At 70.8% G+C, this 22,318-nt stretch carries 18 protein-coding genes and 1 pseudogene; 14 read left to right on the top strand and 5 right to left on the bottom strand.

Features of this window, described 5'->3' with window-relative positions:
- Positions 1-4 precede the first annotated feature (4 nt).
- Genes V6V47_RS00410 through V6V47_RS00400 form a run of 3 tightly spaced genes read left to right on the top strand, consistent with a single transcriptional unit; the run spans position 5 to position 3,641 of the window.
- Entirely contained in the window at positions 5-1,177 is a 1,173-nt protein-coding gene (locus V6V47_RS00410; protein WP_334625874.1) for a CbiQ family ECF transporter T component, read from the top strand.
- Positions 1,174-2,808: an ABC transporter ATP-binding protein gene (locus V6V47_RS00405; RefSeq protein WP_334625873.1), complete on the top strand. Its 1,635-nt coding sequence runs from the start codon at positions 1,174-1,176 to the stop codon at positions 2,806-2,808. The genes V6V47_RS00410 and V6V47_RS00405 overlap by 4 nt, the downstream gene beginning before the upstream one ends.
- Entirely contained in the window at positions 2,805-3,641 is an 837-nt protein-coding gene (locus V6V47_RS00400) for an ECF transporter S component (protein WP_334625872.1), read from the top strand. The genes V6V47_RS00405 and V6V47_RS00400 overlap by 4 nt, the downstream gene beginning before the upstream one ends.
- Here V6V47_RS00400 and V6V47_RS00395 read toward each other — a convergent pair whose 3' ends face one another.
- Together V6V47_RS00395 and V6V47_RS00390 are read right to left on the bottom strand one after the other, a co-directional pair.
- Positions 3,642-3,932: a DUF1540 domain-containing protein gene (locus tag V6V47_RS00395; protein ID WP_334625871.1), complete on the bottom strand. Its 291-nt coding sequence runs from the start codon at positions 3,930-3,932 to the stop codon at positions 3,642-3,644. It abuts the gene before it with no gap.
- 117 nt (positions 3,933-4,049) lie between these two features.
- Positions 4,050-4,747: pseudogene (locus V6V47_RS00390) on the bottom strand (DUF2470 domain-containing protein).
- 71 nt (positions 4,748-4,818) lie between these two features.
- Between V6V47_RS00390 and rpsD the strand changes: the two are divergent.
- Entirely contained in the window at positions 4,819-5,427 is a 609-nt protein-coding gene (gene rpsD, locus V6V47_RS00385; protein ID WP_334625870.1) for a 30S ribosomal protein S4, read from the top strand.
- Positions 5,428-5,441: 14 nt separating this feature from the next.
- On the opposite strand, the gene V6V47_RS00380 is transcribed toward rpsD, so the two are convergent.
- A complete protein-coding gene (locus V6V47_RS00380) occupies positions 5,442-6,569 on the bottom strand; it encodes a DUF4185 domain-containing protein (RefSeq protein ID WP_334625869.1) in 1,128 nt (375 codons plus the stop codon).
- Positions 6,570-6,606: 37 nt separating this feature from the next.
- Positions 6,607-9,858, bottom strand: coding sequence for a DUF2961 domain-containing protein (locus V6V47_RS00375; RefSeq protein WP_334625868.1), 3,252 nt, complete (start codon positions 9,856-9,858; stop codon positions 6,607-6,609).
- Between the two features lie 235 nt (positions 9,859-10,093).
- Here V6V47_RS00375 and V6V47_RS00370 point away from each other — a divergent pair, with 235 nt between their 5' ends.
- The 4 genes from V6V47_RS00370 to V6V47_RS00355 all read left to right on the top strand — a co-directional run bounded on the left by V6V47_RS00370 (position 10,094) and on the right by V6V47_RS00355 (position 15,441).
- Positions 10,094-11,536 (top strand): FG-GAP repeat domain-containing protein, encoded by a 1,443-nt coding sequence (locus tag V6V47_RS00370; protein ID WP_334625867.1) that lies wholly within the window; start codon positions 10,094-10,096, stop codon positions 11,534-11,536.
- A gap of 20 nt (positions 11,537-11,556) precedes the next feature.
- The gene (locus tag V6V47_RS00365) at positions 11,557-13,614 is read left to right on the top strand and encodes an N-acetylmuramoyl-L-alanine amidase (RefSeq protein WP_334625866.1); all 2,058 of its coding nucleotides are present in this window, start codon (positions 11,557-11,559) and stop codon (positions 13,612-13,614) included.
- Positions 13,615-14,491: 877 nt separating this feature from the next.
- Positions 14,492-15,259: a DUF5753 domain-containing protein gene (locus V6V47_RS00360; RefSeq protein ID WP_334626225.1), complete on the top strand. Its 768-nt coding sequence runs from the start codon at positions 14,492-14,494 to the stop codon at positions 15,257-15,259.
- A complete protein-coding gene (locus V6V47_RS00355) occupies positions 15,256-15,441 on the top strand; it encodes a DUF397 domain-containing protein (RefSeq protein WP_334625865.1) in 186 nt (61 codons plus the stop codon). The genes V6V47_RS00360 and V6V47_RS00355 overlap by 4 nt, the downstream gene beginning before the upstream one ends.
- Before the next feature lie 154 nt (positions 15,442-15,595).
- Here V6V47_RS00355 and V6V47_RS00350 read toward each other — a convergent pair whose 3' ends face one another.
- The gene (locus V6V47_RS00350; protein WP_334625864.1) at positions 15,596-16,504 is read right to left on the bottom strand and encodes a LysR family transcriptional regulator; all 909 of its coding nucleotides are present in this window, start codon (positions 16,502-16,504) and stop codon (positions 15,596-15,598) included.
- A gap of 124 nt (positions 16,505-16,628) precedes the next feature.
- Between V6V47_RS00350 and V6V47_RS00345 the strand changes: the two genes are divergently transcribed.
- From V6V47_RS00345 to V6V47_RS00320, 6 genes are all read left to right on the top strand, one after another.
- A complete protein-coding gene (locus V6V47_RS00345; RefSeq protein ID WP_334625863.1) occupies positions 16,629-17,201 on the top strand; it encodes a LysE family translocator in 573 nt (190 codons plus the stop codon).
- 160 nt (positions 17,202-17,361) lie between these two features.
- Complete coding sequence (locus tag V6V47_RS00340; RefSeq protein ID WP_334625862.1) at positions 17,362-18,375, top strand: ABC transporter substrate-binding protein; 1,014 nt, start codon at positions 17,362-17,364, stop codon at positions 18,373-18,375.
- Between the two features lie 55 nt (positions 18,376-18,430).
- Entirely contained in the window at positions 18,431-19,417 is a 987-nt protein-coding gene (locus tag V6V47_RS00335) for a FecCD family ABC transporter permease (RefSeq protein WP_334625861.1), read from the top strand.
- Positions 19,418-19,421: 4 nt separating this feature from the next.
- Positions 19,422-20,468, top strand: a complete 1,047-nt coding sequence (locus V6V47_RS00330) for a FecCD family ABC transporter permease (protein WP_334625860.1) — start codon at positions 19,422-19,424, stop codon at positions 20,466-20,468.
- Entirely contained in the window at positions 20,465-21,238 is a 774-nt protein-coding gene (locus V6V47_RS00325; protein WP_334625859.1) for an ABC transporter ATP-binding protein, read from the top strand. Before V6V47_RS00330 ends, V6V47_RS00325 begins: the two co-directional genes overlap by 4 nt.
- 123 nt (positions 21,239-21,361) lie before the next feature.
- On the top strand, positions 21,362-22,156 hold the full coding sequence (locus V6V47_RS00320; RefSeq protein WP_334625858.1) for a S1 family peptidase: 795 nt from the start codon (positions 21,362-21,364) through the stop codon (positions 22,154-22,156).
- The last annotated feature ends 162 nt before the right edge of the window (positions 22,157-22,318 follow it).

Genomic DNA, 22,318 nt, shown 5'->3' with positions numbered 1-22,318 from the left:
CCCGATGATCGCACCCCGCACCGCCCGCGGTCTCGCCGTCGCCCGGCTGCCTCGGCCCCTGCACCCGGTGGCCTGGTGGTTGTGGGCGCTGGCGCTGGCCACCGCCGCCAGCCGTACCAGCAATCCGCTGTTGCTGCTGCTCATCTTCGCGGTGCTCGGGTTCGTCGTGACCGCCCGGCGCACCGACGCGCCCTGGGCACGGGCGTTCCGCTACTACCTCTACCTGGCCCTGATCGTCATCGCGATCCGGGTGGTGTTCCGGTCGGTCTTCGCCTCCGGCATCACCGCCGAGGACCACATTCTGTTCCGGCTGCCGCACCTGCCCACACCCGACTGGTACGCGGGCATCCAGATCGGCGGCCCGGTATCGCTGGAAGCGACCCTGTCCGCCGCCGTCGACGGGCTCCGACTGGCCTGCCTGCTGTGCTGCATCGGCGCCGCCAACAGTCTCGCCAACCCGAAGCGCGCGCTGCGGGTCCTCCCGGGTGCCCTGTACGAGCTCGGTGTCGCCGTCACCGTCTCGCTGAGCGTCGCGCCGCAGCTCGTGGAGAGCGTCCAACGGGTCGCCCGCGCCCGGCGACTGCGCGCCGGACGGGCCCGGGGCCTGAACGCGCTGCGGGCGATCGTGATGCCGGTCCTGCACGACGCGCTGGACCGGTCACTGCGGCTGGCCGCCGCCATGGACGCCCGCGGCTACGGTCGGGTCGGCGCCGCCACCCCGGCGTCGCGTCGGCTCACCGGCGTCCTCATGCTCACCGGCATGGCCGGTCTGTGCGTCGGCGCGTACGGCCTGCTCGACCCGGGAGTTCCCCGTCCGGTCGGGCTCGGTGGGCTCGGCGCGGGTGTCCTGCTCTGCGTCGCCGGGATCGCCCTTGGCGGCCGGCGCGTGTCCCGCAGCCGGTACCGGCCCGATCCGTGGCAGTGGCCGGAGTGGACGGTCGCCGGCTGCGGGGTCGTGACCGCCGTGGTGCTCGGCGCCGGGACCGGCTACGACCCGGCCGCGCTCAATCCGACCCTCTACCCGCTGCACTGGCCCACCCTGCCCGCGCTGCCGGCCGCCGCGATCCTCGTCGCCGCCGTCGCGGCCATCGCCGCCCCGGCACCACCACCCCGGCACCGGCCCGAGCCCGCCGCCGAGCGGCGCCGCGCCACCACCACCGCAGGAGCACCGTCATGATCCGCTTCGAGCGCGTCAGCGTCACGTACGACGGCGCGTCCCGCCCCACCCTGCGCGACGTCGACCTCCACGTCGACGAGGGGGAGCTGTGCCTCGTCGTCGGGCACACCGGCGCGGGGAAGTCGACCCTGCTCGCCGCGATCAACGGGCTCGTCCCGCACTTCACCGGCGGCACCCTCGAGGGCAGCGTGCGCGTCGCCGGCCGGGACACCGCCCACCATCCACCACGGGAGTTCGCCGACCTCGTGGGCGTCGTCGGGCAGGACCCGGTCGCCGGGTTCGTCACCGACACGGTGGAGGAGGAGTTGGCCTACGGCATGGAACAGCTCGCTCTCGACCCCGCGGTCATGCGGACCCGGGTGGAGGAGACCCTGGACCTGCTCGGCCTGGCCGACCTCCGCCACCGGGGCCTGCACGAACTCTCCGGCGGTCAACAGCAGCGGGTCGCGATCGGTGCCGCGTTGACCGCGCACCCGCGCGTGCTCGTCCTCGACGAGCCCACGTCCGCGCTCGACCCGACCGGCGCCGACGACGTCCTGTCCACCATCACCCGGCTGGTCCACGACCTCGGCGTCACCGTCGTGCTGGCCGAGCACCGCCTCGAACGGGTCGTGCCGTACGCCGACCGGCTCATCCACATCACCGGCGACGGCACCGTGCACCACGGTGCGCCCGGGGCGCTGATGGCCGGCGCCACCGTCGCGCCCCCCGTGGTCGAGCTCGGCCGGCTGGCCGGCTGGTCACCACTGCCGCTGTCGGTCCGCGACGCCCGGCGACACGCCCCGGCCCTGCGGGACCGGCTACCGGCCACGCCGCCGCAGCCGCACCGTCGGTCCCGGGCCGCCGCCCGGGCCGCCCTCACCGCGACCGGCGTGATCGTCCGGCACGGCCCGGTCGTCGCCGTCCGCGGAGTGGACCTGACCCTGGTACGCGGTGAGATCACCGCGCTGATGGGGCGCAACGGCTCCGGAAAGTCCTCGCTGCTGTGGGCGTTGCAGGGCTCCGGTTCGCGCACCGGCGGCACCGTCCGGGTCCCCGACGCGCAGGGAAGGGATCTCGACCCGGGCCGGGTCAGCGCCAGCCAGGCCCGGCGGCTCGTCGGCCTCGTCCCGCAGACCGCCACCGACCTGCTCTACCTGGACACGGTGGACGCTGAACTCGACCAGGCCGACCGCGACGGCGCCGAGCCCGGCACCGCCCGGGGCCTGCTCGACGGCATCGCCGCCGGGATCGACGGCGACAGCCACCCCCGGGACCTCTCCGCCGGGCAGCAGCTCGCGCTGGTCCTGGCCATCCAGCTCGCCGTCACCCCGGGTGTGCTGCTCCTCGACGAACCCACCCGCGGGCTGGACTACCAGGCCAAGGCGGCGTTGACGCGGACGCTCGACAGCCTCGCCGCGCAGGGCCGCGCCATCGTGGTGGCCACCCACGACGTGGAGTTCGCCACCGCCAGCGCCGACCGGGTCGTCGTCCTGGCGGAAGGTGAGATCGTCGCCGATGGTCCCGTGCCGGTCGTCCTCACCGCGTCGCCGACGTTCGCCCCGCAGGTCGCGAAGATCCTCGCGCCGTTGCCGTACCTGACCGTCGGACAGGTCGCCGCCGCCCTCGACCAGCCGGCGGTGCCCGCGTGACGACGTCGACCGTCGCCGTCCGGGTGCCCGCCCGCGCGGTGGGCGCGATCACCATGGCGTCGTTCCTGGGCTTCGTCGCGTTCCTGTGGCCGTTCGTCGTGGCACCGGGCACGTTCGGCTCCACGCAGACCCCGCCCCTGATGTTCGGTGTGCTGCTGCTCCTCGTGCTCGCCGTCATCTTCGCCGAGATCGCCGACGGCAGGATCGACGCCAAGGCGCTCGCCATGCTCGGCGTGCTGTCCGCGATCAACGCGGCCCTGCGACCACTCGGCGCGGGCACGGCGGGCATCGAGACGGTCTTCTTCATCCTGGTGCTCGCCGGCCGCGTCTTCGGGCCGGGCTTCGGCTTCGCGCTCGGCTGCACGTCGCTGTTCGCCTCGGCGCTGCTCACCGGGGGAGTGGGGCCGTGGATGCCGTACCAGATGTTCGGTTGCGCCTGGGTCGGCATGTTCGCCGGCCTGTTGCCCAGGGTGCGAGGCAAGGCCGAGATCGTCCTGCTCGCCGCCTACGCCGCGCTGAGCGGCTACTTCTTCGGGTTCATGCTCAACCTGTCGTTCTGGCCGTTCTCCCTCGACCCGACCAGCTCGATCGCCTACCAGCCCGGCCTGCCGGCCCTGGAGCAGCTCCAGCGGTACCTGACCTTCTTCAGCGTCACCTCGCTGGGATGGGACACCGGCCGGGCGATCACCACCGCCGTCCTCGTCGCCCTCGCCGGGCCGGCCGTGCTCGGCGCGTTCCGGCGGGCGGCCCGGCGTGCGCGTTTCCGGGCCACCCCGACGTTCGCCACCCCCGCGACGACGCCGACGGGCAGCCCGGATCCGGAGCCGCGCTGACTACCGCGGCTCGTACGTCTGGCAGTCGGCGATGTCCTGACCCGGCCCCACCCGGATCGACGGGGCGTGGCACTCCAACTCGGCGTTGTGCCGGCACTCGGACCGCTTGCAGGCCCCGACCTGGGCGATGACCCGGTCCAGGCCGCCCTTGGCGGAGGTGTCGATGAAGGTGGCGCAGTTGGAGCTCTGCTGATCGATGGTGATGGCGAACGCGTGGCAGCCGTCATGGTTGTAGCCGCAGTCGGTGACCGTGCACTCGTGCACCCGCGGCATCTCGAGCATGTCAGTCATGATCAGTCTCGCTTCCGTTGGAGTGTCCGCTCGACACTCCTTACCCGAGCCGGACCGGACGATTCCCTGTTGACTGCCCCGTTTTGGGGTATTTCAGGTAGGGCAGGCTTGCCTACATCACCGATGGGCGCGCGGGGATCGGCACGGTCGGGTGTGCGCGAGCAGGGCCTCGATCTGGATGCCGAGGTGGTCCGGACGACGCAGCGTCACCGGGAACCTCAGCCGGACGTCCCGGTCGCGGCCCGTCGACTCCAACCGCAGGACGATGCCGTGGCGGTCCAGGCGCAGCGGCCGGACCAGGCGGACGCCCTGTAGGTGGTGGGGATCCACGAGCCGGCACAGCCGTTCGACGGTGTGCGGGTGATGGACGTCGAGGTGGCACAACAGCTCGGCCTCGGTGGCGGCGAGCGGGTCGGGTCGGGCGGTGGCGAAATCGTCCGGGTCGACCGTCGTGGTGCCCCGGCAGTGGTCAGTTCGGCGCTGGCGAGATCGAGGACCGTCGCCAGGTCGTCGGTGTCGTCGGTCGCGATCGGGCTCAGCCAGCCGGTCAGCGTGCCGCGCCCCCGGACCCGGTCGCGCACCGGTGTGGGCGCCAGATCGGTCACCTCGATCATCACCACCAGGTCCTGCTGGTGTGCCAGGTGCTGCGCCATCCGGCTGTCCGCCGGCAGGTCGACCCGTACCCGCCCGTCCCGGGTGACCGAGTGCCGGCCGGCGAGGTCCGCTCGATAGCCCGGTGTCTGCAGGCTCAGCGATGCGGCGGCGGCGAGCATCGATCGGAGCCGGCTCGCCGGGCCGTCGGTGGCGTCCGTCATGTCGGTCGGCTGGTTGCTCAACCCGATCACCTCCTATTAAGGTAAGGCTTACCTTACTTGAGAGGTGAAGGATGAATCAGACCCGCCCCAAGGTCAAGCGCTCCCGCGCGCTGGGCATCCCGCTGACGCCCAAGTGCGTGAAGTACTTCGAGCGCCGCCCGTTCCCGCCGGGTCAGCACGGCCGCGCCCGCCGTACCACCAGTGACTACAAGGTGCGTCTGCTCGAGAAGCAGCGCCTCAAGGCGCAGTACGACCTGCGTGAGGTCCAGATGCGGTCCGCGTTCGACCGGGCCGTGCGCCGGCCGGGCAAGACCGGTGAGGAGCTGATCGCCGACCTGGAGACCCGGCTCGACGCGCTGGTGCTGCGGGCGGGTCTCGCCCGCACGATCTACCAGGCGCGTCAGATGGTCACCCATCACCACATCGTCGTGAACGGTCGTCGGCTGGACCGGCCGTCAGCAAGGCTGCGTCCCGGTGACGTCATCGCGGTGGCGGACCGCAGCCGAGGCAAGGCTCCGTTCGTCGTGGCGGCGGCCGGCGCACACGCCCCGGAGCGTCCCGCGCCGTACCTGGAGGTCAACCTGTCCGGCCTCACCGCGCGGCTGGCCCGGGTCCCGCTGCGGGCCGAGGTCCCGGTCGTCTGCGACGAGCAACTCGTCGTCGAGTACTACTCGCGCTGACCGACCGGGCCTGGTCACACCGAGCCGACGAACTGGCTGACGTGGTAGGCGGTGCTGCGGCCGTCCGGCGTACGGGTCCACTTGGACACCATGAGATGCAGGTCGTTGGCGTTGCGGCTCGACCAGGGGTGGATGAACCCGCCGTAGAGGGCCGGTTCCTGCCAGGGCGTGACCTGGATCTTCTCCGCCGTCCACGCCCGGTCCGGCCCGGTCGCGGTCCGGGTGACCAGGCACCCGGTCTGGCAGTTCAGGTACGACATCACCCAGGTGCCGTCGGCCAGGCGGCGTACGGACGGCTCGCCGAAGCGGCCGGTGAGGATGGGAGTGCAGGGTCGCCCCCAGCCCCAGTTGGTGCCGTTCCAGCCCCAGCCCTCGTACGACTCGGGGTAGAACAGCCGATCCCAGCGGACGCGACGCAGCATCATCGGGCCGTCCTGCCGGCCGGAGCGCACCGAGAAGACGTAGACGTGATCGCCGTCGCGCTGCATCGTCCACATCTGGAACGGGTCCTTGTTGTCGCCGCTGTTCCACCACTTCAGCGGCGTACGAATGAAGTCGTTGCCGTTGTCGGAGTAGGCCAGCCCGGCGTAGCGCGACTTCCAGTGCGGCCCGGCCGGGCCGGCGGAGTTCCAGTTCTCGATGCTCATGTAGGAGATGAGCTGCCGGCCGGTCTCCGGGAAGCTGATGCCGTCGTTCGGGATGACGGTCACCTCCCAGAGGCCGTCGATGCCGATGCCGTTGTGGCCGTTGTGCATCAACTCGGGGGCCCGGCCGTTGCCGGCGACCCGCGCCGCGCTGTCGAAGACCACCCCGCCCGGCGCGCCCGGGTGCACGGCCGAGCGCAACATGACCGGTGACCGCCAGTCGTTCGGCAGCGGCGGGCCCTCCGGCCAGGGCGTGTTGAAGGTGTCCCCGAAGAGGTAGCCGATCGAGGAGTTCTCCAGCACGTACGGGATGCCCAGGTCGGTGCCGGCCACCCGCCACCGGCTGTTGGTGTCGAGGTCCGCGCCGGTCAACCGCTTCTTCCACACCGCCGCCTGGGCCGGCGCGACCCCGGTCAGCGCGGCACCGACGGCACCGACGGCACCGGCCGCGCCGAGTGCGGCGACACGGCCGAGGAGCGTACGACGACGCATACCCATGACTGTCCTCTCCTGCTGCGTTCGGTGGTCGGTGCCGTCAGGACACGCTCGGGCGGGGCAGGTCGGTGCCGGGGGCGAACTGGTCGTGCCACCGGCCCGCCTGAGGCGTGAACCGGCCGCCCTCGGAGAGCGCCACGTACACGTCGGCGGTGCTCGCGCGGGTGAAGGCCAGGACGTCGGCACGCCCGTCGCCGTTCACGTCGCCCACCCCGGGCAACTCATCGCCGACCGCGAGGTTGTCGTGCCACCGCCAGCCCTGCTGGACGAAGCGGGACCCGTCGGAGAGCGAGACGAACACGTCGGCCGTGGCGCCCCGGGTGAACGTCACCACGTCGTCGCGCCCGTCGCCGTCGACATCACCCAGCGCCGGCAGCTCCTGGCCCACCGCGAAGCTGTCGTGCCACTTCCAGCCGTCCTCGACGAAGCGGGTGCCGTCGGAGAGCGAGACGAACACGTCGGCCGAGGTGCCCCGGGTGAAGGTGACGATGTCGTCGCGCCCGTCGCCGTTGACGTCGCCGACCGCCGGATACTCGGTGCCACCCGCGAAGCGGTCGTGCCACTTGATGCCGGGACCGAAGCCGTTCCCCGTCGACAGCGCCACGTAGACATCGGCGGCCGAACCCCGGGTGAAGGTGATGATGTCCGCCCGGCCGTCGCCGTTGACATCGCCGACCGCCGGGACCTCGGTGCCGACGGCGAAGAAGTCGTGCCACTTCACACCGCTGGCGTACCCGCTGCCGGTCGACAGTCCGACGTAGACGTCGGCGGCGGTGCCCCGCGTGAAGGTGATGATGTCGGCCCGCCCGTCGCCGTCCACGTCGCCGGTGAGCGGAACCTCCTCGCCGATGGCGAAGAAGTCGTTCCAGAGCCGTCCGTCCGGCACGAAGCGGGTGCCGTCGGAGAGCGACGTGGTCACGTCACCGGCCGTCCCCCGGGTGAAGGCCACGACATCGTCGCGGCGGTCGCCGTTCGCGTCGCTGGTGTTGCGGGTACGGGTGGTCCCGGACACCTCGACCGACCCGGCCGAGGCGTTGCCCGCCCCGTCGACCGCGACGATCCGGTAGTACCGGGTCTGCCCGGCCGGCAGCGGGCCGTGCCGGAACGAGGGCTGACGGACCGTGCCGAGCAGGTTCGCCGACGTGATCGCCACACCCGGGTTGCGCGACGAGTAGACCCGGTAGCCGACCACACCGACGTTGTCCGCCGGGGGAGTCCAGGACAGGGCGAGCGCGTGCGTCCGTCCGCCGGACAGGGCCAGGCCGGTGACCGTCCCCGGCGCGGACGTGTCGACGAAGGGCGGGACCATGCTGTCGGCCTCGTAGCGGGCGGCCGTCCAGGCTGGCGCGCCTGCGACCGGGGTGAGGGTGACGGTGATCGAGGATCGGCCCGCGGTGAGCGCCGCCGGAAGGGCGAACTCGTCGGCCAACCACCGCTGCTGACCGTTGCCCAACGGCTGTAGCCAGGTGCCGGCCGGCGCCCCGTCGACCGCGACCGTCGCCTGCTGGTAACCGGCGGCCTGGTCCGAGTGCCGACGCAGCCGTACGCCCCGGTTGGCCGGGTCGACGGCGAGCCGGAAGCTGATCGGGGACGTGGTGGCGCGCACCTGCCCGGTGACGGTGACGCTGTCGTCGTCACCCTCGTACGAGGTGGTCAGCGCGTACTGGCTGGCCGGGTCACCCGTCACCACCGAGTCGGTGCGCCGGAGAGCCACCGTCGGCTGGGTGTAGAGGAACGCGGTCGACGCGTACTCGGCCGGCATGTCGTTGGCCGGGCCGTGTTCGATGCCGAAGCGCAGCCCGGTCGCGTACGGCACCGCGTCACCGATCATCAGCCGGTAGGCCGCGTCGCACTCGTCGACGCACCCGCCGGAGCGGAACTGGTGCGCCGGGTTGCCGGTGAACACGCCGCTGTACTCGCCCCGGTTGAAGTACCACCCGGACTCGTAGAAGTCCTCGGTGCCGGTGCCGTAGAGCTGGGGTGTGGGCGAGCCGTCGACGTGGACGCGCTCGTCGCCCTCCAGGTAGTTGCGGGTGTTGCCGCCGGTGATGTGCCCGCGCATGGTCTGCGACACCCCGACGAAGCGGCCCCGGCCCGCCTGGTCGGCGAGGGTCCAGTCGGTGCCGCCCACCGCCTCTCCCCGGCGGGACTGGGTCGTGAAGTAGCCGGCCGGCCCGTCCGCGGCCAGGGCGCCGGACCAGGACGCGCCCGGCGCGGAGGTCACCTCGGCCTGGATGCCGCCGACCGCCGCACCGGTGGTGTTCACCAGCGCGAGCGTGGCGCCGGAGCGGAACGGCATCGGCCACCACGCGCTGTACCACCCACCGGGTGCCGCGTCCATGGCGAACAGGAGGGACCGGACGGTGCGCTCGCCGAGGCCGCCGCCGAAGAACTCACCGACCGGGCTGTCGGCCGTGGTCCGGCCGTCGAAGGTGAGGCGTAGCCGGAGGCCGGCCAGGTTGGTGGTGGTGGCGGCCGCGTCGGGTACGCGCAGCCGCAGGGCGGTGACGACGGCGGGCCCGGAGAGCGTGGCGAGCGTCGACGTGCCGCCGGCCGGGACGGTGACGGTGGCGGTGCTGGTGGTCGCCCCGGGCAGAGTGGGCTTCGGATCGCGCTGGCCGGCGGCGGCGAGCCGGTCGACCACGTCGTCGGCCCGGTCGGCGGGGTTGAAGGTGGACACCCCGACGGCGTCGGTGAACTCCCGGTAGGTGACGTGGTGGAAGAGCGGGTTGGACTGGGTGGTGACGCGCATCGACTGCCGGTAGGGCATGGGGACCTTCACAGTGACCCCGCCGGACGTCTGGTCGGCGTTGCTGACCAGCGGCCAGACGAACGGGCGGCCCAGGCCGCCGTTGACCAGGGTCGCCAGGCTGGTGTTGACCACGGTGACGCCGTCGAGCTCGATGCGGATCCAGCCCGTGGCGCTGACGTCACCCCCGTCCCGCGTGAACCAGATCGACTGGATCTCGCCCGCTCCGCGGTGCTCGGCGATGACGCAGCCGCCGGCCTGTCGGAGGCAGGAGTAGGTGCCGCCGAAGCCGTCGTCGTTCGAGCCGTCCCGACCGAAGCTGGAGAACTGTCGGGTACGGCTGCCAGCGGCCAGCTCCGGGAGCCGGTCGAGCCGGCGGTAAACCTCCCAGCCGGTCGGGCCCTTGTCGTCGGCGACGTCGAGCGGGCTCACGGCCGCCCTGACCGGGGCGGGGAGGGGTGCCGGTGCCGCGTACGCCGCCGACGGGATCATGATCGACAGAGTTGCGGCGAGCCCGAGCCAACGGCGGTTCCGAGACCTCATGGGTGTCCCTCCGGGCTGACAACCGTGGGCGGTCGAGAAATCGATTGCGGCGAGTTAACCTGCGACGGCCGTCGATGTCAATACCTGCCTGTCCTGGCCATCGCAGTGAAGGAATTCTTCGCAGGACATTGACAGCAATCACCGCTCTCGTGACACTCTCGGCAATCGATATCAGCGCTCGAGCCAGCCAGCTGTCCACAGTCACCACGCTCACCCCGACCTCGCGAGGAGCATTGTGAGACGTACCCTCCTGGCCCTGCTGGTCGCCCTCGGCACCGCCGCGGCGACGGTCACGGCGGCGCCCGCCCACGCTGATCCGATGGGCACCCTGGCCTGCCCCTCCATCCCCGCCACCCGCGACCCCGCGGTGACCCTGGTGGTCTACCGGGTCGCGCGCGCCTACAACGCCAACGACAAGGTGACGCTGTCCGCGTTCGAGGCGGGCTGGGTCGAGTCCCACATGAACAACCTGCCGTGCGGCGACAAGTCGTCGCTCGGGGTCTTCCAGCAGCGCTGGGACTACGGCTGGGGCACCCCGGAGCAGATCATGGATCCGGTCTACGCCAGCACCCAGTACGTGACCCGGGCGATCGTCTGCGACCGCAACAACCCCGGCTACAGCGCGGGCCAGGTCGCCCAGTGTGTCCAACGGTCCGGTTTTCCCGACCGGTACGACCAGGTGGCCGCCACCGCCCGGGCTCAGCTCAACGAGGCGGCCCGCACCCACGCCATCGCCGGAGGGTCCGCCACCGACGTCACCGGCGACGGCCGCGACGACATCGTCACCTTCACCCAGAACGCCCTCGCCGACGTCTACGTAGGCGCGTCCACCGGTAACTCCTACACCGGCACCTCCGCGAAGTGGAACGACTTCTTCTCCATCGGTGGCGAGACCGCCTCCACCGGCGACGTCAACGGCGACGGCAAGGACGACATCGTCACCTTCGCCCACAGCAACACCGGCGACGTCTTCGTCGCGCTGTCCAACGGCACCTCGTTCGGCGGCGGCGGAAAGTGGCACGACTGGTTCGCACCCGGCGCGGAGATCGGCGCGGTCGGCGACGTCAACGGTGACGGTCGCGACGACATCGTGGCGTTCACCCACAACCCCGCCGGCGACGTGTACGTCGCGCTCTCCACCGGCACCGGCTTCGGCCCCGGCCTGAAGTGGCACGAGTACTTCAGCCCGTTCGGCGAGTTCCCGGCGCTCGGCGACGTCAACGGCGACGGCCGGGACGACCTCATCACCTTCACCCAGGGCCCCGCCACCGCCAGCGACGTCATCGTCGCCCTCTCGAACGGCAGCACGTTCGGCGCCGCGCAGAAGTGGCACGACCTGTTCGCCGTCGGCGCCGAACTGCCCCGCGTCGGCGACGTCAACGGCGACGGCAGGGACGACATCGTGACGTTCACCTGCGATGCCAACGCCGACGTGTACGCCGCCACCTCCACCGGCACCGGCTTCGCCGGGACGACGGTGAAGTGGAACGACTTCTTCTGCCTGGCCGGCGAGTTCCCGTACCTCGGCGACGCGAACGGCGACGGCAAGGACGACATCATCGTCTTCACCAAGGGCGCCACCAACGACGTCCACGTCGCACTCTCCACCGGCACCGGCTTCCTCGGTGCCACCAAGTGGCACGACTTCTTCGGTCTCAACGGCGAGACCACGCTGTGATCCGCGGATTGGAGACCCCCATGCGACTGACCACGCGCGCGTGCGCCCTTCTCCTGGCGGCGGCGCTCGCCGGCCAGGTCGCGGCCGCGCCGGCCACCGCGGCCGGCCCCGTGGCGGCCGGCTCGCTCGCCGCCGACTTCGCCCGGGCCGCGGCCGAGTTCGACGTACCCCGGGATCTGCTGGTCGCCGTCGGCTACGGCGAGACCCGCCTGGACGGGCACGGCGGTCTGCCCAGCCAGGCCAACGGCTTCGGGGTCATGCACCTCGTGAGCAACCCCACCCAGCACAGCCTCGAAAGGGCGGCCACGCTCACCGGCGAGCCGGTCGACCGGCTGCGTTCGGTCACCTCGGCCAACATCCGAGGTGGCGCCGCGGTGCTCCGCGAGCTGGCCGACACCCAGGGGCTGACCGCCGGGGCGCGCAACCGGCTCTCCGCCTGGTACCCGGTCGTCGCGCGCTACAGCGCCGCCGGCACCGACGCGACGGCCCGGCTCTACGCCGACCACGTCTACGACCTGCTGCGGACCGGCGTCGCGGCCCCCACGGTCCGCATCGCGCCGCAGCCGGTGCGCCCCGAGCTCGGCCGCTACGCGTCGGTCGCCCCGGCCGGCACCGCCGCCGGCGCGAACGTCCCGGCGGCTCTGCCGGAGTACGGGCCGGCCCGCTGGATCTCCGCCTACGGCGGTAACTACCAGGCCGGCCGGTCGTCGCGGATCACCACCGTCGCGGTGCACGTGACCCAGGGGTCGTACGCCGGCACGGTGAGCTGGTTCCAGAACCCGTCGGCGGGGGTGAGCGCGCACTACGTCGTGAAGTCGAGCAACGGTGAGATCACCCAGATGGTCCGTGAGGGTGACACGGCCTACCACGCGCGCTCGGCCAATCCGTACGCCGTCGGCATCGAGCACGAAGGCTTCGTGGACAACCCGGCCTGGTTCACCGATGCCATGTACCGGTCGTCGGCCGCGCTGACCCGCTACCTCTGCGACAAGTACGGGCTGCCGAAGAACCGTACGGCGATCAAGGGGCACAACGAACTGCCCGGCAACGACCACACCGACCCCGGCCCGCACTGGAACTGGAACTACTACATCTCCCTGGTCAACGCCGGGGGCGCCTCGGGCGGCAGGTACCTGGCGGGATCACCGACGGACTTCACCGGTGACGGTCGCGACGACGTGGTCGCCTTCACCCAGGGCAGCCTCAACGACGTCTACGTGGCCACCTCCACCGGCAGCGCCTTCGCCGGCACCTCGGCCAAGTGGAACGACTTCTTCGGCCTGACCGGTGAGACGCTGTCGTCCGGGGACTTCAACGGCGACGGCCGCGACGACATCGTCACGTTCACCCACGGGTCGCTCGCCGACGTCCACGTGGCGTTGTCGACCGGGTCGTCGTTCGCGGGTGCCACGAAGTGGCACGACTGGTTCGCGCCGAACGCCGAGGTCGCCGCGGTGGGTGACGTCAACGGCGACGGCCGCGACGACATCGTCACCTTCACGCACGACACCAACGGCGACGTGTATGTGGCCCTCTCCACCGGCACCGGGTTCGGTCCCGGCCTCAAGTGGCACGAGTACTTCTCGATCGCCGGGGAGTATCCGGCCCTCGGTGACGTCAACGGCGACGGCAAGGACGACATCATCACCTTCACCCAGGGGCCGGTCACCGCGTCGGACGTCATCGTCGCCCTGTCCACCGGAGCGGCGTTCGGGGCGTCGCAGACGTGGCACGACCTGTTCGCCGTCGGTGCCGAGCAGCCACGTGTCGGTGACATCAACGGCGACGGCAAGGACGACATCGTGACGTTCACCTGCAACGCCGACGGCGATGTCTACGCGGCCGTCTCCACCGGCACCTCGTTCGTCGGTACCACCGTCAAGTGGAACGACTTCTTCTGCCTGGCCGGGGAGTTCCCCTACCTCGGTGACTACAACGGCGACGGCAGGGACGACATCATCGCGTTCACCAAGGGCAGCCTCAACGACGTCTACGTCGGTCTCTCGACGGGCGCCGCCTTCGGCGGCGGCGCTAAGTGGCACGACTTCTTCGGTCTGCCCAACGAGACCACCCTCTGAACGCCCCCGCACCGGCCCCGTTGATCATGGAGTTGTGGTGAGCATAGACTGGGTGCAAAGGCACCAATCAGGCACCACAACTCCATGATCGACGGGCGCTGGGCCTTTGATTCGCCTTTCCCGCGCGATCTTGCACTTGCTGCCTCCCTGGAAGGGGCATTCCACGCATCTCGGCGACCGAAACTGCAAGATCGCTGGGCCAGGGGCCCTGATTGAGCGGCATGAGGGCTAGTGGGATGCGCGGTCGTTGACGGGATCGCGCGGGCGGACCCAGGCCAGGAACCGTTCGACGTAGACCGCGGGATCAGGATTCAGGCCCAACCTCACCGCGTCAGCGAACGCTTCCCGCAGGAGCGTCGTCAGTATCAGCACCATGCCGACGCGGTCCCCGCGCCACCGCGAGAGCAACGACAACCGTGCGGCGGAGCACGGCCAGTGCACGCCGCAGCGGGTACAGCGCCAGTGTGGGAGGCCGGGGTGATGCGGCCGCGCCCCGCGCGGCATCAGCCGACCCGGGCCGGGCGGTGGGAAACGGGGCGCCGGCCAGTGGTGCGGGCTCGGCCCGGGGTGGGGGCGTCGACCCACCGCGCTCCGGCCGGCATGAGCACATCGCCGGCCTTGACCTTCTGCGCGGGCTCTGCGGACATCGGCGCGCTATCCGGCACGGGGTTCCCCCTTGCGGCCTAGTAGTGGGGAGGGGCCCGGCCTCGGTGCTCGCCGTCGGACAGACCGGGCCCCCGGTTGCGACACGACCGCGGATAGTGGGCCCCTTACCGTCAATCGTGTCTAGAAAGCACCTTGCCCGGGGTTGCTGGACAATCACACAGCGTTGTCTAATCTTCTTCGGACAGTGATTTTGTTCCGGCGAGGGGTTGGCATGAATCACGCATTTGTCGCGGCGCTCGCTGACGCCGGCCACACGGCTGAAAGCCTCGCTGATCGGCTGGGGGTTCACCCGAAGACCGTCGCGCGGTGGGCAAACCCGGGGCACATCCCGCAGGGCCGGCACCGCACGACCGCCGCAGACCTCCTCGCAAGGGACGTTGACGAGCTATGGCCGGATGTCGTCCGGCGCCGCGAGCCGGTGTGGTTCCGGCCGTGGGTCGACATCGAGCGTGAGGCGGTAACGCTGCGAACGTTCGAGCTGGCCTGGGTTCCTGGTCTGCTCCAGACCGAGGCGTACGCGCGAGCGACGCTCGGCATGGAATCGCTGACCGCTGAGGAGGTCGAAGAACGGGCGGTGGCACGGGTGCAGCGACAAGCGATCCTGCACCGGCCACGCCCGCCACTGCTTGTCGCCGTGATGGATGAGTCGGTGCTACGGCGCCGGGTCGGACGCTACACCGGGTTGATGCGCGAGCAGTGCGAGCACATCGCCGCCTGCGCCGAGCTGCCACACGTTCAGGTGCACGTGGTGCCTGTCGACACCCCGATGTATCTCGGCCTCGGCGGGCCGTACACCTTGGCCGAGGTGCCCGACGGCACGCACGTGGCACATGAGGACAGCCAGGTCAGGGCGCGGATCATCGATGACACCACAGAAATTGCTACCCTGGGCCGCAGGTGGGCGCGCATAGTTGGCGAGGCCCTACCTCGGGCGCAGTCACTCGACCTCATCAGGGAAGCGGCAGCATCATGGACATGACCCAGGCGCAGTGGCGCAAGTCCACGAAGAGCGGCAGCAACGGCGGCAACTGCGTCGAGGTCGCCGACAATCTTCCCGGCGTCGTTCTCGTCCGCGACACGAAGGACCGTGACGGCGGCACGCTGAGCTTCAGCCCCGCGTCGTGGCGCGGCTTCGTCGCGATGGCGAAGGACGCCGGCTGACCGACTGACCGTGCGTGCCCCTGGCGCAGGACGCCGAGGCCTCTCCGTCGACGAGCTGCCGCTTCGTCCATTGCGACGGCCGACCTGGCCGATCCGCCAACCGCTGGGTCGCACAACCTGGCTGGCCATCACACCGAGCGAAATGCGTGGTCGGCTAGCTTGGCGTGTTTCGGCCGAGGGAATCGTTGAGGTAGCGGGTGAGTGCCCGGATTGCTGGCGACCGGTCGGTGGACCTGGTCGTGGCGTAGATTTGCCGGGCCAGGCCGGTGGGTCGGGCGATCGGCAGGTAGGCCACTCCGCGGTGTGGGACGGCTGCGAGTTGCGGCACCAGCGCCACCCCGAACCCGGCGCCGACCATCGACAGGACCATCGGATAGCTGTGCACCCGGATGTCGACGCGTGGCTCGAAACCGGCTGCCCGGCAGGCCATCTCGGTGGCGGCCTGGAATCCGGTGCTGGTCAGCGCGGCGACCCAGGGCGTCGCGGCGAAGTCGGCGAGGTCGGCCAGCCGGCTTTCGGCAGGCGTCAGATTTCGGGGTACGGCCAGCAGCATCGGTTCCCGGTAGAGCGGCCGCTGGTCGAGCCCGCGCAGATCGGGCCGGGACAGCGGGGTGTACTCGTGGGTGACCGCCAGGTCGATCGCGCCCACCCGCACGTCGGGCAGCGCCTCTGCCGACTCCAGTTCGGCGAACCGCAGCTCGATGTCCGGGTGCCGGCGCCGAAAGACGGTAAGCGCCGGGATGACGAAACTGGTCCCGGCGGTGGCGAAGGCCGCGATCCGGATCGTGCCGCCGCGCAGTCCTGCCACGTCACGGACGGCTCGTTCGGCCTCGTCGAGCGAGGTCAGCAGCCGCCCGGCGTGATCGGCGAGGACCCGGCCCGCCTCGGTGAGCCGCACGCTGCGCGCCGAACGTTCCAACAGTGCGGCCCCGAGATCGCGTTCCAGGGCGGCGAGCTGCTGAGAGGCGGCCGCGGCGGTGCAGCCGGCGCGTTCGGCGGCGGCGGCGATGGTGCCGGTGGCCGCCAGGTCGCGCAGAAGGCTCAGTCTACGAGGATCGAGCATCGGCAAAGCTTATGCTCAGCCCTCGCCAGGAGCTATGGATCTTATGCTCGGCCGACGGCATGCTGAGGCGATGCCGCTGGATTCGCATCTGCTTTCCGCATTCACCGTCGCCACGATCGTGGCCATGATTGCGCCTGGCCCGGACATGCTGTTCGTGCTCAGCTGCGGAATGCGGGGCGGGCCGCGGGCTGGGCTGGTGGCCACCGCCGGGCTGGCCACCAGCGAGGCGGTCCACGTGCTGGTGGCGGCGGCCGGCTTGACCGCCCTGTTCACCGCGGTGCCGGAGGCGTTCACGGCGCTGCGCATCGCCGGCGCGGTGTACCTGGCGTACCTCGGCATTCAAATGATCCGGCAGCGCGGCGAAATGATCCCCGGCACGGACGCGGCCGGAGTGTCCGGCCGTCGCGCCTACCTCAGCGGTTTCCTGACCAACCTGTCCAACCCGAAGATGATCGCTTTCACGGTGGCCTTCCTGCCGCAGTTCGTCGACCCGGCGCTCGGCTCTGTCTGGGTGCAGTTCGCCGTTCTCGGACTGATCCTCATCGTGCTGGAATTCCTGGTGGACGGCGCGGTCGGAGTGTTCGCCGGCAAAATCGGGACATGGCTGCGGCATCGCCGAACGCTGAGCCGCCGCATCGACACGGTCACCGGCGGCATCCTCATCGCCCTCGGCCTGCGCCTGGCCGCCGAACAGTAGCGGCTTTCGATGCATGCCTAGCGGGCTTGCTGTTGTGCTGCTCAGAAGCTGGGTGAGCTTGATCATGCGCGGCTGGTCAGACGACTCTTGGTTGGTTAGCCTAACCTAACTTTCGGGCCGGTTGGCCTGCTGAGTTCACCAAGAGAACGGAAAATCCACCATGCAAGCATGGCGTCCGGTCCTGGCTGTGGCGGCGCTGAGCGCCGTGCTCGTCGGACTCTCCGGCTGTGGCACCGACGCGGATGCCGGCGACACCGCCGCCGCCTCCGGCCCCTGGTCGTTCACCGACGGGTCCGGCCAGGTCGTCAAGGCGGACAAGACCCCCACGCGGATCATCGCGCACGCCGGTGAGGCGGCCGCGCTCATGTCCTTCGGCATCAAGCCGGTCGGCGTCTACGCCGACGAGCCGGTCAAGACCGACCTCAACCTGAAGAACCTCGACCTCACCGGGATCGAGATCCTCGGCGAGGAGTGGGGCAAGATCGACGTGGAGAAGGCCGCCGCGCTGCGGCCCGACCTGATCGTCGCCGACTGGTGGCCGGCCGAGAAGGCGCACTCCGGCATGGAGGAAGGCGTCGACGAGAAGAGCAAGAAGCTCGCCGAGCTGGCCCCCGTCGTCGGGGCGACGTACGGCAAGTCGATCGTCACGCTGGCCGACGGGTACGAGAACCTCGCCAAGAGCCTCGGCGCCGACGTGAGCAGCCCGCAGATCGCGGCGAACAAGAAGCGCTTCGAGGAGTCGGTCGCCACGTTCAAGGAGGCGACCGCGGCCAAGCCCGGCCTGACCGTCGCGGCCATGTCGCCCGCCACCGAAAAGCTGTACGTGGCCAACCCGGAGCACGCGCCGGAGCTGCTGGACTTCCAGAGCTGGGGCTTGAAGGTGCTCAACCCGGCCAGCCCGGACCCGGCCTTCCCGTACTGGGAGAACCTCAGCTGGGAGAACGCGGACAAGTACCAGCCCGACTTGATCCTGTGGGACAACCGCTCCTTCACCGCCACCGCCAACGCCGAGTGGGGCAAGAAGCAGCCGACCTGGTTCAAGATCAAGGCAGCCAAGGCTGGCGCCACCGTGTCGTGGCCGACGATCTGGCTGCACACGTACGCCGACTACGCCACCGAGCTGGACAAGCTGACCGAGGCGGTCAAGGCCGCGAATCCGAATGTCGGCAACTAGCCAGTACGCGAGGCGCACACCGACGCGAGGCGTACGACGGGCCCCGACCCTCGGGTTGGGGCTCGTCGCCCTCTGCGTGCTCCTCGCACTCGTCGCCTTCTTCAGCGTGACGATGGGCTCGCGGTCGATCGGCCTGTCCGAGGTGCTGCGCGCCCTCGGTCACGTGGGCGGCGGCGAAGACTCGATCACCAGCACGGTCACGCTGGAGATGCGGGTGCCCCGTACCCTCCTCGGCATTCTGGTCGGCGCGGCGCTCGGCGTCGCCGGGGCGATCCTGCAGGGCGTCACCCGCAACCCCCTCGCGGACGCGGGCATCCTGGGCATCAACTCCGGCGCGGCGGCCTTCGTGGTCTTCGCGATCACCGTGCTCGGCGTCCGCGGCGTCAACGCGTACGTCTGGTTCGCCTTCGCGGGAGCGATCGCGGCGCTCGCGCTGGTGTACGCCATCGCGTCGCTCGGCCGGGAAGGCGCCACCCCGGTCAAACTGGCCCTTTCGGGCGCGGCGGTTACCGCTGGTCTGGCCTCGGTGACCAGCGGAATCATCATGACGAACGTGGACGCGCTCAACGAGCTCCGGTTCTGGCAGGTGGGCTCGCTCGCCGGCCGGTACACACCGATCCTGACCGGTGTGGCGCCGTTCCTGCTGATCGGCCTCGCCGTGTCGCTGGGTTCCGGACGCGCCATCAACGGTCTCGCCCTCGGCGAGGACGTGGCCCGTGGCCTCGGTCAGAACGTGACGCGCACCCGCGCGGCCGCCTTCGCCGTGGTCGCGGTGCTCGCCGGCGCGGCCACCGCGGCCTGCGGGCCGATCGTCTTCGTCGGGCTCGTCGTGCCACACCTGGCGCGTGTCATCTGCGGTCCCGACTACCGCTGGATCCTGCCGTACTCGATGGTGCTGGCACCGGTCGTCCTGCTGCTGGCCGACGTCGTCGGCCGGGTGGCGGTCGCCCCGGACGAGCTGCAGGTCGGCGTGGTCCTCGGTGTGATCGGCGCGCCCGCGTTCGTGGCGATCGTGCGCTACGCCCGACTGTCGGAGGTGTGAGCGCATGACGACAACGATGGACCGTGCGGCGACGCGGCTGCGGGTCAACCGGCGGCGGCGGGCCGGTCGCGCCACCGCCGTGACCGCCGCCCTGGCGGTGGCCGTGGTCGCCCTCTTCGTGCTGACCATGATGGTGGGCAGCTTCCGCATCGGCGCTGGCGAGGTGATCGCCTCGGTGCTGCACCTGTCCGACAACCCCAGTGTCGACTTCGTCGTCCGTGGCCTACGGTTGCCGACCGCCGCCTCGGCCCTGGCGGTCGGGCTCGCCCTGGGCGCCTCCGGGACGATCTTCCAGCAGTTGCTGCGCAACCCGCTCGCGTCCCCGGATTTCGTCGGCATTACCTCGGGAGCCGGGCTCGCCGCCGTCACCGGGATCGTGGTCTTCCAGGCGGCCGGGCTCGTCATCAGTGGGTTCGCCCTCGGCGGGGCGATCCTCGCCGCCGTGCTGATGTACGTGTTGGCCTGGCGCGACGGCGTCAGTGGCTACCGCTTCATCCTCATCGGCATCGGCGTGTCGGTCTTCTTCGAGGGCCTCGTCGGCTACGTGCTCAGCCGGGCCCAGATCTTCGAAGCCCGCCAGGCCATGCACTGGCTGACCGGCTCGGTCGGGCAGGCCAGCACGACGGAGCTGCGTCTGCTCGTCGGTGGCCTGATCGTCTTGCTGCCGACCGCCGTGCTGCTGCAACGGCCGCTGCGGGCCCTCGAACTCGGCGACGATGCCGCTCGCAGTCTGGGCGCCCGGACCGAACTCAGCCGTGCCGCCCTCCTCGGTACCGCGGTCGTGCTGGTCGCCCTGGCGGTGGCCGTGGCCGGCCCGATCGCCTTCGTCGCCCTCGTCGCGGGACCGATCGCCAATCGGCTCCTCGGCCCCGCCACCGGAGGCGTCCTCGCCGCCGGGCTGGTCGGTGCGGCGCTGCTGCTCACCGCCGACCTCGTCGCCGTGCACCTGCTGCCCACACCGCTGCCCACCGGCGTGGTGACCGGCGCGGTCGGTGCTCCCTATCTGTTGTGGCTGCTGGCCACCTCCAACCGGCAAGGAGCGGGCGGATGACCCGACTGCGCGCCGAGGGCCTGACCCTCGGGTACGACGACCGAACCGTGGTCGACAACCTGGACGTCACCGTGCTCGACGGCAAGGTCACCGCGATCGTCGGTGCCAACGCCTGCGGCAAGTCCACCCTGCTGCGGGGCCTGGCCCGGCTGCTCGCCCCCCGGGGTGGCAGCGTCGTGCTCGACGGCAAGGACATCGTCGACCTACGCACCATCGACGTGGCCAAGGTGTTGGGGCTCCTTCCGCAGACTCCCGTCGCGCCCGACGGCATCACGGTCGCCGACCTCGTGGCCCGGGGTCGTTACCCCCACCAAGGCTGGTTCCGACGCTGGACCGACCACGACCATGACACCGTCGCCCGGGCGCTCGAGGCCACCGGCACCGCGGAGCTGATCGACCGCCCGATCCGGGAGCTGTCCGGCGGCCAGCGCCAACGGGTCTGGGTCGCCATGGCCCTGGCCCAGGACACCGACCTGCTGCTCCTCGACGAACCCACCACCTACCTGGACATCAACCACCAGGTCGAGCTGCTGAGGTTGCTGCGGACGCTGAACGCCGAGTCCGGCAAGACCATCGTCATCGTGATGCACGACCTCAACCTCGCCTGCCGCTTCAGCGACCACATCATCGCGATGGCGAGCGGCGCGATCGTCGCCGAGGGCGCGCCCGTCGACGTGGTCACCGCCGAACTGGTCGAGAAGGTCTTCGGGCTCAGTTGTCTCGTCGTGCCCGATCCGATCGCCAACACCCCGATGGTGGTGCCCGCCTGAACCCATAACGCCGGGGATAGGACCCAGAAGGTATAGCCAGCAAATCCATGCTCCTCAATATGATGATCGCTATCTCGAAGCAGGTGCGCTCACGAGGCGTGCCGTCCTGATGCGGAGGAATGCATGGTTCGCTGGCGCACCCTCACCGGCCTGATGGCCACCGCGCTCGCCGCGGTGACCGCGGCCAGCCTCACTCTCTCGGCGCCGGCCTCCGCGGCCGACAACCCCGTGACGCCGAACGTCGTTGGTGGCACCCGCGCCGCCCAGGGCGAATTCCCGTTCATGGTGCGGCTCTCGATGGGCTGCGGCGGGGCCCTGTACAGCTCCCGCCTGGTGCTCACCGCGGCGCACTGCGTGGGCGCCACCGGCACCAACACCAGCATCACCGCCACGCTCGGGGTGGTCGACCTGCAGTCGTCCAGCCGGATCACCGTCCGGTCCAACTACGTCTACCGTGCCCCCGGCTACAACGGCAGCGGCAAGGACTGGGCCCTGATCCGGCTGGCCACGCCCGTCACCGGGCTGAGCACGCTGAAAATCGCCAACACGACCGCCTACGACAGCGGCACCTTCACCATCGCCGGCTGGGGTGCGGCGCGCGAGGGTGGCGCACAGCAGCGGTACCTGTTGAAGGCGACCGTCCCGTTCGTCAGCGACGCCACCTGCAACTCCAACTACGGCGGCGACCTCATCCCGGCGCAGGAGATCTGCGCCGGTTACGCCAGCGGCGGCACGGACACCTGCCAAGGCGACTCGGGTGGTCCGATGTTCCGCCGGGACGCCACCAACGCCTGGATCCAGGTCGGCATCGTGAGCTGGGGCAACGGCTGCGCGCGGCCCAACTACCCGGGTGTCTACACCCAGGTCAGCTACTTCGCCTCGACGATCGCCTCGGCTGCCGCGAGCCTCGGCGGCTGACCGTAGGTCTGACCGAACGGCCCGGCTGGCATCATCGGCCGGGCCGTTTCGCGCGTGTCTGCCCGGATGGCGCTCGCCGCGAAGCGCCGCCCCGTTCACGGGCCGGCGCGCGTGAACCTCTGCCTGGGATGGTGCATCCAACATCCTGACAGACCTTGCAGA

Origin of the sequence: Micromonospora sp. CPCC 205539 (genome assembly GCF_036906815.1) — a bacterium.
GTDB lineage: Bacteria > Actinomycetota > Actinomycetes > Mycobacteriales > Micromonosporaceae > Micromonospora.
The sequence above is the reverse complement of the archived record's forward strand: the minus strand, read 5'-3'. Positions and strand labels throughout refer to the sequence as shown.

Coding starts and splice junctions, on each gene's coding strand:
- V6V47_RS00410 (WP_334625874.1), top strand. CDS start 5: ATGATCGCACCCCGCACCGCCCGCGGTCTCGCCGTCGCCCGGCTGCCT.
- V6V47_RS00405 (WP_334625873.1), top strand. CDS start 1,174: ATGATCCGCTTCGAGCGCGTCAGCGTCACGTACGACGGCGCGTCCCGC.
- V6V47_RS00395 (WP_334625871.1), bottom strand. CDS start 3,932: ATGACTGACATGCTCGAGATGCCGCGGGTGCACGAGTGCACGGTCACC.
- rpsD (WP_334625870.1), top strand. CDS start 4,819: ATGAATCAGACCCGCCCCAAGGTCAAGCGCTCCCGCGCGCTGGGCATC.
- V6V47_RS00380 (WP_334625869.1), bottom strand. CDS start 6,569: ATGGGTATGCGTCGTCGTACGCTCCTCGGCCGTGTCGCCGCACTCGGC.
- V6V47_RS00375 (WP_334625868.1), bottom strand. CDS start 9,858: ATGAGGTCTCGGAACCGCCGTTGGCTCGGGCTCGCCGCAACTCTGTCG.
- V6V47_RS00365 (WP_334625866.1), top strand. CDS start 11,557: ATGCGACTGACCACGCGCGCGTGCGCCCTTCTCCTGGCGGCGGCGCTC.
- V6V47_RS00360 (WP_334626225.1), top strand. CDS start 14,492: ATGAATCACGCATTTGTCGCGGCGCTCGCTGACGCCGGCCACACGGCT.
- V6V47_RS00355 (WP_334625865.1), top strand. CDS start 15,256: ATGACCCAGGCGCAGTGGCGCAAGTCCACGAAGAGCGGCAGCAACGGC.
- V6V47_RS00350 (WP_334625864.1), bottom strand. CDS start 16,504: ATGCTCGATCCTCGTAGACTGAGCCTTCTGCGCGACCTGGCGGCCACC.
- V6V47_RS00345 (WP_334625863.1), top strand. CDS start 16,629: ATGATTGCGCCTGGCCCGGACATGCTGTTCGTGCTCAGCTGCGGAATG.
- V6V47_RS00340 (WP_334625862.1), top strand. CDS start 17,362: ATGCAAGCATGGCGTCCGGTCCTGGCTGTGGCGGCGCTGAGCGCCGTG.
- V6V47_RS00330 (WP_334625860.1), top strand. CDS start 19,422: ATGACGACAACGATGGACCGTGCGGCGACGCGGCTGCGGGTCAACCGG.
- V6V47_RS00325 (WP_334625859.1), top strand. CDS start 20,465: ATGACCCGACTGCGCGCCGAGGGCCTGACCCTCGGGTACGACGACCGA.
- V6V47_RS00320 (WP_334625858.1), top strand. CDS start 21,362: ATGGTTCGCTGGCGCACCCTCACCGGCCTGATGGCCACCGCGCTCGCC.